The following is a 10,110-nucleotide window of genomic DNA, read 5'->3' as shown; positions in this document are numbered from 1 at the left end:
GGAGATCTAAGCGGATACTTTCGCTTAAATCTCCCCAGTCTTTATTAAAATCATTACAAAATCAAATCAGTGTAATCAGCAAAATCATCATAATCCTGAGTCAGACAAACTCCGCTTAGTGTTGCATTTGCTTGATCACTTCATCCGCAAACTCGCTGGTTTTTACCAGGGTGGCATCATCCATCAGGTTGTAGAAGTCGATGGTAACGCGTTTACGCATAATGGCGGTACTAAGGCCATGAATAATGATTTCAGCTGCTTCTTTCCAGCCCATGTATTCCAGCATCATTACGCCGCTCAGGATCACTGAAGACGGGTTCATGGTGTTGGTATTGGCAAAGCGCGGGGCAGTGCCGTGTGTGGCTTCAAATACCGCATAGCCGGTGAGGTAGTTGATGTTGGCGCCGGGAGCAATACCAATACCACCTACAGCGGCAGCCAGTGCATCGGAAATGTAATCGCCGTTCAGGTTCAGGGTAGCTACCACTGAGTAATCCTGCGGCGCCAGCAGGATCTGTTGCAGGAAGTTATCCGCAATTACATCCTTGATCAGCAGCTTTCCTTTTGCGGTGGCTACTTTCAGCTCTTTATTGGCTTCTTCTTCACCCAGTTCTTTCTTAGTTTTTTCCCAATGTTCCCAGGTGTATACTTTATCGGCAAATTCTTTTTCTGCCAGTGCATAACCCCAGTTTTTGAAACCACCTTCGGTGAATTTCATGATATTGCCTTTATGCACCAGGGTGAGCGATGGGCGCTTGTGCTCCAGTGCATAAATGATAGCGGCGCGTACCAGTCGTTCTGTACCTTCAACGGATACCGGTTTAATACCGAGGGAAGAGGTTTCCGGGAACCGGATCTTCTTAACGCCCATTTCATTTTGCAGGAAATCCAGCAGTTTTTTTGCCTCAGGCGTACCCGTCATATATTCGATGCCGGCATAAATGTCCTCCGTATTTTCGCGGAAAATCACCATGTCTACTTTTTCCGGGTGCTTTACCGGGGAAGGTACCCTGTTGAACCAGCGTACAGGTCTTACACAGGCGTAGAGGTCCAGTTCCTGGCGCATAGCAACGTTCAGGGAGCGGATGCCGCCACCAACGGGAGTAGACAGGGGGCCTTTGATAGACACCAGGTATTCTTTCAGTGCATCCAGTGTAGCCTTTGGCAGCCATTCGCCTGTTTGCTGGAAGGCTTTCTCACCTGCCAGTACTTCTTTCCATTCGATTTTCCTATCACCGCCATAAGCTTTCTCTACAGCTGCGTCGAATACGCGTACACTGGCTTTCCAGATGTCCGGACCTATTCCGTCGCCTTCTATAAATGGGATGATGGGTTGTGCAGGGACCTGTAACAGGCCATTGTTCATCGTTATTTTTTCTGCCGGCATAAAACGGTTTCTTTATGCGTTACGTAATTGTTGTAATCGCGTGCAAAGGTAAGGCTTTTCCGTTTATGCAGTGGGAAGATTTGCCCTTTATTCCGCAAATTTAACAGCTGCATATAACTTTTTGCTTATGTTAGGATTAATGTTATTTTGCTGCTCATTTTTTTGCAGCAACAAAATCTCAGATACCAGCATGATACCAGTTACGTATCTCGCCCTTGGCGATAGTTATACTGTAGGTGAACAGGTTTCCTACAGTGAATGTTTTCCCGTACAGGCGGCCGCTTTGCTGCGGAAACAAGGTGTAACAGTGGAAGATCCGCAGATCATAGCCACTACAGGCTGGACCACCGATGAACTGGAAGCCGGTATTGCCGCTGCTCATATACATAAAACTTACGATATAGTAACACTGCTGATCGGTGTAAATAATCAATACCGTGGCCGTTCTGTGGAGGAGTATGCAACGGAATTTACCGCCCTGCTGCAAAAAGCTATTGCGTTTGCAGGTAACAACCCTGCCCATGTAGTAGTGATGTCTATCCCCGACTGGGGCGTAACGCCTTTCGCAGCAGATCGCAACCAGGAACAGATAAGCCGGGAAATAGATGCCTACAACGCCGTCAATAAAGCCATCGCCGGCGAATGGCTGGCGCCCTACCTGGATATAACGCACTTTACCAGGGAAGCCACACAGGATCCCGGGCTGGTAGCAGGCGACGGACTGCACCCCTCCGGGAAGGACTACAGCCGCTGGGCGGCAGCATTGCTGCCTTTATTGCTGCAGGCGTTGCACTGACACGAAAAATACCCTATTTTCATATTAAAGAAAACCTGAACAAATGGAAAGCCATATCGTAAAAATCCTGGCCGTTACCCCTGTAACACACAACGTCCGCCGCTTTACCGTGGAAAGGCCCGCCGGATATACCTTTGTACCCGGCCAGGCCACAGAAGTATCTATTAACAAACCCGGATGGGAAGAAGAAAGACGCCCCTTTACCTTTACAAGCCTTACCTCATGGGAGCAACTGGAGTTCACCATTAAGATTTACGACGATCACAACAGCGTTACCCATGAACTGGGACAGCTGAAAGCCGGTGATGAACTTATCCTGCACGACGTATGGGGTACCATTCATTATAACGGCGAAGGCGTGTTCATTGCCGGCGGAGCAGGCGTTACCCCTTTTATTGCCATCCTGCGCGACCTGCAGCAAAAAGGACAGCTTGGCAACAACCAGCTGATCTGTTCCAATAAAACCCTGGCGGATATTATCCTGAAAGATGAATTTGAAGCCATGCTGGGCCACCGCTTTATTAATACCCTCACTGCGGAAGAGGTACCCGGCTATGATCATCATATCATCGACGAAAGTTACCTGAAAGAGAAGATCCGGGACTTTAACCGGCATTTCTATATCTGTGGCCCTGATCCTATGGTGCAGCAACTGAAAGCTATCCTCGTAAAGCTGGCCGGAAACGAGGCCCTGGTAACGGTAGAAATATAGCTCGTCATTTTCACCGGTAATTTCCTGCTGTTTACCGGTAAGGGTGCTTTATTAGCCTAAACCCTGTTTTCAATAACAAGGCGCCGTTCTACATTTGTATCATAAACATTAAAACAAATGAGAAACGAAGATATTGAAGCATCAAGAAGAAAAGGCCGCTTTGTAGGCGGTGCAGTTCTTATCATCGTTGGTGCCTGCCTGTTATTGCAACGCCTGGATCTGAACCTGCCCCACTGGCTGTTCTCCTGGGAAATGATCCTGATAGCTGTTGGTATCGTTATAGGAGCTAAGCATAACTTCAGGCTCGGGGGATGGATCGTGATGGTGCTGGTAGGCGGAATCTTCCTCGTAAACGAAATATTTGATCTGCCGTATGCCACCGCCCAGTTTATCTGGCCGGTTGTATTGATCCTGGTAGGTGTGATGCTGATCTTTAAAAAAAATTACCCCGCGGCAGAATGGCCATCCAAAAAAAGGAGCTTCGCCGCCAGTGAAGAGTTTTCCACCGGGGAAGATGTACTGAATGCCACCGCTATCTTTGGCAGTGTGAATAAAGCGGTAATGACTAAAAACTTTAAAGGAGGCGATGTAACCGCTATTTTCGGGGGCGCTACACTCAACTTTATGAAGGCAGATATCAATGGCGCAGCTGTAATGGACATAACCACGGTATTTGGCGGATGTGAAATCATTGTACCGGCCAACTGGAAAGTACAGGTAGATATCACTACTATCATGGGCGGTGTGGAAGACAAACGTTACATGGGCCAGCAGGTACCTAACGGGCCAATAGAGAAACTGCTGATCCTGAAAGGGACCTGCTTACTCGGCGGCGTGGAAATAAAAAGCTTCTGATCATAAAATATCCATATCTCAACCTTTATTCTATCTTCTCCAACTTTTAAATTTAATTTTATGCATTGGTTTGTTGCGAAAGTTGTATATCAGATCATCTGTGGCGAAGGCAATCATACTCCGCAGTTTGATGAACAATTAAGATTAATCAGCGCTGTTACCAAAAAAGACGCCTGCGATAAAGCCCGCGAAATTGGTATGCAGGAACAATATGCTTTTAAGAATCAACAACAGGAACTGGTACAGTGGAAGTTCATCAACGTACCGGAAGTATATACCCTGGACCAGCTGACAGACGGCATGGAACTGTACTCCCGCATAGAAGAACCGGGTGATCCAAATTCCTACATCGCCTGGCTGCAGATGAAATCTGCCCAGTTACAGGGGCAACAGTATTTCGAGCTTAACGTATAACAAAATAAACCGGCTTCTTTGCTTAAACAATTAATGAAAGGCAATTCCTGGTGGGCTTTCCTCACTTCTTTCGCCATATGGATGCTCCTGTATGGCGGGTTGCTGTGGTACTGGTATAGCCTTCCCATTTGGGAGTCTGCTACAGACAGTGCAGTACACGTTATACTACTTGGCGCTGCCGGTATTATAATCAGCCATAACGTGGCTTATTACCGCCCGGCAGACGGCACCATGAAGTTTGGCTATGTAGCCATCGTGAGCTTTTCCCTGTCTGTATTGTGGGTATGCCTGAGCCGCTGGCTGCTCATCTCTGCCTTCCCCGGCAACGCACAATATATCAACTGGCTGAATAACGCCATTCCCATCCACACCTTTGTGGGATGGATGATGATTGCAGGCATCGGCTTCCGGAGCCAGATGTGGTACGATGCGGAAGAACAGCAGGAATCCCGCGACCGTAAAGAAGCTACGGAGAAGATAGTAAGAGAAGCAGAACTCTTTAAACTGCGGCAGCAACTGCAGCCGCATTTCCTGTTTAACAGCCTCAATTCCATTAACGCACTGATCATGCTGCGACCGAAAGAAGCCCGTGAAATGGTGTTAAAGCTCTCTGATTTTTTAAGAGGATCCCTGAAGCGTGAAGATGATCAATGGATCACACTTGCCGAAGAACTGAACTACCTGCAGCTCTACCTGGATATTGAGAAAGTACGTTTCGGACATCGTTTAACCGCCAACGTTACTCCCTATGAGGAGGCGGACAAAATGCTGCTGCCGCCCATGCTGCTGCAGCCTGTAGTAGAGAATGCCATTAAATTCGGACTATACGATACCACCGGTGATATCACCATCAGCATAAAAACATGGTTGCAGGATAATATGTTGTACATCGCGGTGCAAAACCCGTTCGACAACGAACTGCAGCAACCGAATAAAGGAACAGGTTTTGGCTTATCGTCCATACAACGCAGGCTCTACCTGCTGTTTGCACGGCAGGACCTGCTGGAAACTTCCGCTGTTGAAAATATATTTACGACCACTATTAAAGTACCGCAATCGCATGATAAAAGCAGTATTAATTGACGATGAACCATTGGCCAGGGAAGTAGTAAAGGAATACCTGTTAAACTTCCCCCAGATAGAAGTAGTGCAGGAATGCAATGACGGATTTGAAGGATTAAAGGCCATACAACAACATCAGCCGGATATTATTTTCCTGGACATTCAAATGCCCAAGATCACTGGTTTTGAGATGCTGGAACTGGTGGAAAATATGCCTGCAGTAATTTTTACCACCGCCTTTGAAGAGCATGCTATCAGGGCCTTTGAAGTACATGCAGTGGATTACCTGCTGAAACCTTTTTCCAGCGACCGTTTTGATAAGGCCGTGCAGAAATGGCTGGATCATTTTCAAACAGCCACTGCCACCAACACGGAAGCTTTGCTGGAAACCGCCGCCTCAATGCCTTTGCAGAGCAACCGCGTGGTAATAAAGATCAACGGAAAGATCAAGATCATTCCTGTACAGGATATCCATTACCTCGAAGCAGCAGATGACTACGTGAAAATAGTAACGCAGGAAGGCAGCTTCCTGAAGAATAAAACCATGTCGTTTTTCGAAAAAATGCTGGACCCTCAACAATTTACACGGGTACACCGCTCCTATATCCTCAATGTAAACCAGGTAACACGTATAGACCCCTACGAAAAAGAAAACCACCTGGCTATCCTGCGGAGTGGCGCAAGGGTACTTGTGAGCAAAACCGGCTATCCGCGGCTGAAGGCTGCTCTTGGATTGTAGCGGATTTTGTCTGACTCAGGGTAATCAGCGTAATCAGTTTAATCCTGAGTCAGACAAAATCCGCATCGCCGAAGGCGATCAGCGCGCGAAGAGTTTTTCCAGTTTTTCTTTGGGGAGGATCTTTTGCACCTGCACACCCGCAGCAACGATACGGCCATTGCAAACGGCTTCGTAGCTGCAGGTAATTTCATGGTGGTGTATTTGCGTGATAACGGCTGTAAAGTCCACCTGGCTGCCGGCTAGGGCAGGGGAGAGGTGCTCCACGGTGAGCCTGGTGCCGATACCTTCTTCATGCGCTTCCTTCATTTCCAGTACAAATAAGCGGCAACACCATTCGGCATCCCTTGCCAGGGCAAAGGTGGCATATACGGGATGAACATTACCGCTGTCGAAGGAGGCACAGTCTTCCTGCCGTACCGTGCGACTGAAATGCCTGGTATCTCCCGGTTTGAAAATGAGAAGCATATATTTATCGTTTACCCGTTACAGTTAGTTTGTTTTATTGCACTACCAGTACGGGGATCTTCACCTGGTGTCTTACCTGGTTGGCGGTTTCCCCATATAGCCAGTCTTTGAAGCCCCGGTGTCCGTGTCCTCCCAGTACGAGGAAGTCCGCCTTTTCCTGGTGCACAATGCGGGCAATTTCACGGGCCCGCCTGCGGAAGCCAAGCACGCCTTTGGCGTTGATATTGCGGCTTTTCAGCAGGGCAATATAAGTGTCCAGCTGTTCCTGGTCGCGCCGCGTTTCGAGGTCGTCTGAATCTTTCCCGAAGTATTTGGCGGAGGCGCTTTCCACGATATGGATAAGGATATACTGCGTGTGTTCATTCCCGTGAGCGATGGCATTGGTCACTATATCTTTATCGCGCTGTGAAAAATCCAGGGCCATGGCAATGCATTGATAGGTGGGCTTTTCCATTTCTCCCAGCGATACCTGTGTAGTATGGATGCCGGCAGCCGCATCTTCGCGGTAGCGGCGCCGCAGCGGGTATACAATAGTGATGAGCAGCAGCACCACGAAACCGATGCAGCCGGCCATAATCAGTCCATCTACAAAAATATTCCCGGTACCAGACATATAATCAAAAGCTTCTGATAATACCATCCGCATATTAAGGTACACCAATAAACTGGTGACCAGCCAGCTGAATATTTTAGTGACGGGCCTGATAGCAAATGCGCCCATTGTTTTTTTATCGCTTACAAAATGGATGAGCGGGATAATGGCAAAGCCCAGCTGCAAACTGAGCAGTACCTGGCTGAACACCAGGAGCGCGCCTACTTCTTCATCGCCGGCAATAAGGATCACCAGCAGTGCCGGGATGATAGCCAGCAGCCGGGTGAGGAGCCGGCGCAACCAGGGATTGATACGCAGGCGCAGGTAACCTTCCATTACAATTTGGCCGGCAAGTGTTCCGGTTACAGTGGAGCTTTGCCCGGCTGCAATCAACGCCACCGCAAACAGGATCGGCGCCAGTTTGCTGCCCAGCAGCTGATCCAGCAACCGGTGTGCATCCTGGATTTCCGCCACATCAGTTCTGCCGCTTTTGAAAAATACGGCGGCAGCCAGTATTAAGATGGCGGCATTTACCAGGAAGGCGAGGTTAAGGGCAATGGTACTATCAATAAAGTTCATTTTAATGGCCTGCCTGATGCCGGTATCATCCCGTTTTATTTTCCGCGTTTGCACCAGGGCGGAATGCAGGTACAGGTTGTGCGGCATTACGGTGGCGCCTATGATCCCAATGGCAATGTATAAGGCGGTGTTGTCCGGAATGGAAGGAATAAAGCCCTTCACTACTTCATTCATCTGTGGTTTTACAAGGATCAGTTCCACGAGGAAGGACGCGCCTACAATGGCAACAAGACTGATAATAAATCCTTCCATTTTACGGATGCCGTAGCGTTGCAGTATGAGCAGCAGGAAGGTATCGAGTACGGTCAGGCTCACGCCCCATACCAGTGGCAACCCGGTCAGCAGCTGGATCCCGATGGCCATTCCCAGTACTTCCGCCAGGTCGGTAGCTGCTATGGCTATTTCCGCCAGTATATACAGGATGAAATTTACCACGGGAGGGTAGGTTTCCCGGTTTGCCTGCGCCAGGTCGCGCCCGCGCACAATGCCCAACCGGGCGCTCAAACTTTGCAGCAGTAAGGCCATGAGGTTACTCATGAGCAATACCCACAATAATTTATAGCCGTACTGGCTGCCGCCCGCCAGGTCGGTGGCCCAGTTGCCGGGGTCCATATAACCCACGCTCACGAGGTAGGCGGGGCCAAAGAAGGCGAAGATTTTTTTCCACCTGGATTTTCCGTTCGTTTCTACACTCTGATGTACCTCACTTAACGATGCTGATGAATGTGTATGTTCGATGCTCATAGTATATGCTGATGATTACAGTGGTCTGACCATAATATTTTTCGCCACCTGTTCACTGATGGTGATGGCAGATTGCCCTTTTACTTTTATTTCTATAGAATTATCGTATTCGTAATGTGCCATGATTTCCAGCTGGGTGCCAAGTTTTATCCCTTTGGCGTTGAGGAAGGCCAGCAAGGCGGTGGACTGGTCCGTTACGGCGGTTACCACCAGCCGTTTGGCATTTGCCTGGTCCAGCGAGGTTTGCGGGCGGGGCTTGGCCAGTTTTCCATTGGCATCGGGGATAGGGTCGCCGTGGGGGTCTATCACCGGATTGCCCAGAAATTCGCTGAGCCGGTTAGTGAGCTTTTCACTGCGCACATGCTCCAGCTCTTCCGCCAGTTCATGCACTTCTTCCCAGCTGAATGAAAGTTTTTCCACCAGGAAGCATTCCCACAGGCGGTGACGCCGCACAATCTGCAGGGCGGCCTTCCTGCCGTCGGCAGAAAGCGTAATGCCCTTGTATTTCTCATATTCGATCAGCTTCTTCTCTTTCAGCTTTTTAGCCATGTCTGTTACCGATGCTGGTTTTGTTTCCAGCTCATAGGCCAGTGCATTGGTGGTCACTACCGCATCGCCTTCCTGCAGCTTGTAAATCGACTTAATATGGTTCTCCTCTGCGATCGATAAATTCATGTTATCTAAAATATTATTTAGACAAATCTAAATAATAAATCTGAACATTTATCCATCCGGTATGTTTTTTGATTTTTTAACGCGCACATATAAAAATTATATATAACTTTTCGCCCAGAATCAACTATTGTAATGAAGCGTTTCCTTTTATTATTACTGGCCATCGGTATGCTGGCAGCCTGCAAATCGAAGAAGAAAGCAGGCGATGGCAACGAGCCCATGACATTTGAAGACTTCCAGGCATTGTTTACCCCTGGTACACTGCCCTACAGGCTTACCCCGGATACGCTGCAACTGAAACAACCGGATTCACTGCGCCTGGATACTGCTGCCAGGCGGTTTCTGACAGATACGCTCACAAAAGGTGATTTCTCCAAAAATGAGCCGGTGAAGTATTTTCCATTGCAGCGCATCACTGGTAACACGGTGAATTATATGACAGTGAAGGCTACCGGAAGGTCGCAATCCGTGGGTTATCTCTGCTTCCTGGATAAAAAAGGCAAATACCTCAACAGAATACGTGTAGCCAATACCGGTGGTACGGATGGTACCGTTACTTCCCTCGTGATAGATAGTAAAAATGTAATAAAGATCAGCAGTGAAAAGAAATTATCAGGTAGCCGCAGTGCTTTGAGGGAAGATTTTTATATGGTGAATCCCGATGGAACCGTAACACTGATCATGACTAACTCCAACGGGCCAACGAATGCGGGACAGATCTTCAACCCGATCGATACCTTACCACGTAAGCATAAATTTTCCGGCGACTATACCTCCGGCGATATGAACATTGTATCCATCCGTGATGGGGACGACACCAAATCATTCCAGTTCTTTATCACCTTCTCAAAAGATAATGGTAACTGCAAAGGGGAACTGAGCGGAAAAGGACATTACATTGGTGGAAACAGGGGAGAATATAAAGACAAAGAATCCTCCTGCGGTATCGCTTTCCAGTTTAGCGGCAACCGTGTCAGTATCCGTGAAATAGGCGGTTGCGGCGCTTATCGCGGTATCAAATGCTTCTTTGAAGGCGGCTTCGCGAAGAAGGTGGAGAAGAAAAAGAAGAAGTAACGCGGATTTTGTCTGA

11 protein-coding genes are annotated in these 10,110 nt (G+C 48.3%); 7 read left to right on the top strand and 4 right to left on the bottom strand.

Translation table 11 applies throughout. The features are described from left to right. Window positions 1-115 precede the first annotated feature (115 nt). Complete coding sequence (gene icd, locus VN105_RS18880; RefSeq protein WP_325643084.1) at window positions 116-1,387, bottom strand: NADP-dependent isocitrate dehydrogenase; 1,272 nt, start codon at window positions 1,385-1,387, stop codon at window positions 116-118. Window positions 1,388-1,577: 190 nt separating this feature from the next. Here icd and VN105_RS18875 point away from each other — a divergent pair, with 190 nt between their 5' ends. The 6 genes from VN105_RS18875 to VN105_RS18850 all read left to right on the top strand — a co-directional run bounded on the left by VN105_RS18875 (window position 1,578) and on the right by VN105_RS18850 (window position 5,965). Then, the gene (locus VN105_RS18875; RefSeq protein ID WP_325643083.1) at window positions 1,578-2,183 is read left to right on the top strand and encodes an SGNH/GDSL hydrolase family protein; all 606 of its coding nucleotides are present in this window, start codon (window positions 1,578-1,580) and stop codon (window positions 2,181-2,183) included. Between the two features lie 43 nt (window positions 2,184-2,226). Beyond that, entirely contained in the window at window positions 2,227-2,895 is a 669-nt protein-coding gene (locus VN105_RS18870; RefSeq protein ID WP_325643082.1) for an FAD-binding oxidoreductase, read from the top strand. A gap of 117 nt (window positions 2,896-3,012) precedes the next feature. Then, window positions 3,013-3,750: a LiaF transmembrane domain-containing protein gene (locus VN105_RS18865; protein WP_325643081.1), complete on the top strand. Its 738-nt coding sequence runs from the start codon at window positions 3,013-3,015 to the stop codon at window positions 3,748-3,750. A gap of 60 nt (window positions 3,751-3,810) precedes the next feature. Further along, complete coding sequence (locus VN105_RS18860; RefSeq protein WP_079469030.1) at window positions 3,811-4,164, top strand: DUF4288 domain-containing protein; 354 nt, start codon at window positions 3,811-3,813, stop codon at window positions 4,162-4,164. An 18-nt stretch (window positions 4,165-4,182) separates the two neighbouring features. Continuing rightward, the gene (locus tag VN105_RS18855) at window positions 4,183-5,247 is read left to right on the top strand and encodes a sensor histidine kinase (protein WP_325643080.1); all 1,065 of its coding nucleotides are present in this window, start codon (window positions 4,183-4,185) and stop codon (window positions 5,245-5,247) included. Continuing rightward, entirely contained in the window at window positions 5,225-5,965 is a 741-nt protein-coding gene (locus tag VN105_RS18850) for a LytTR family DNA-binding domain-containing protein (RefSeq protein ID WP_325643079.1), read from the top strand. Before VN105_RS18855 ends, VN105_RS18850 begins: the two co-directional genes overlap by 23 nt. A 78-nt stretch (window positions 5,966-6,043) precedes the next feature. Here VN105_RS18850 and VN105_RS18845 read toward each other — a convergent pair whose 3' ends face one another. From VN105_RS18845 to VN105_RS18835, 3 genes are read right to left on the bottom strand one after another with little or no spacing between them, the layout of a single operon-like run. Beyond that, window positions 6,044-6,430: a thioesterase family protein gene (locus tag VN105_RS18845; protein ID WP_325643078.1), complete on the bottom strand. Its 387-nt coding sequence runs from the start codon at window positions 6,428-6,430 to the stop codon at window positions 6,044-6,046. A gap of 34 nt (window positions 6,431-6,464) precedes the next feature. Continuing rightward, on the bottom strand, window positions 6,465-8,345 hold the full coding sequence (locus VN105_RS18840) for an Nramp family divalent metal transporter (protein WP_325643077.1): 1,881 nt from the start codon (window positions 8,343-8,345) through the stop codon (window positions 6,465-6,467). A 15-nt stretch (window positions 8,346-8,360) separates the two neighbouring features. Beyond that, window positions 8,361-9,020: a metal-dependent transcriptional regulator gene (locus tag VN105_RS18835; RefSeq protein ID WP_325643076.1), complete on the bottom strand. Its 660-nt coding sequence runs from the start codon at window positions 9,018-9,020 to the stop codon at window positions 8,361-8,363. Window positions 9,021-9,152: 132 nt separating this feature from the next. Between VN105_RS18835 and VN105_RS18830 the strand changes: the two genes are divergently transcribed. Beyond that, window positions 9,153-10,094 carry a hypothetical protein gene (locus VN105_RS18830; protein WP_325643075.1) on the top strand — a complete coding sequence of 314 codons (942 nt, stop codon included), beginning with the start codon at window positions 9,153-9,155 and terminating at the stop codon, window positions 10,092-10,094. The last annotated feature ends 16 nt before the right edge of the window (window positions 10,095-10,110 follow it).

Origin of the sequence: Chitinophaga sp. (genome assembly GCF_035564935.1) — a bacterium.
GTDB lineage: Bacteria > Bacteroidota > Bacteroidia > Chitinophagales > Chitinophagaceae > Chitinophaga.
This window is presented reverse-complemented; position numbering and strand designations above follow the sequence as displayed.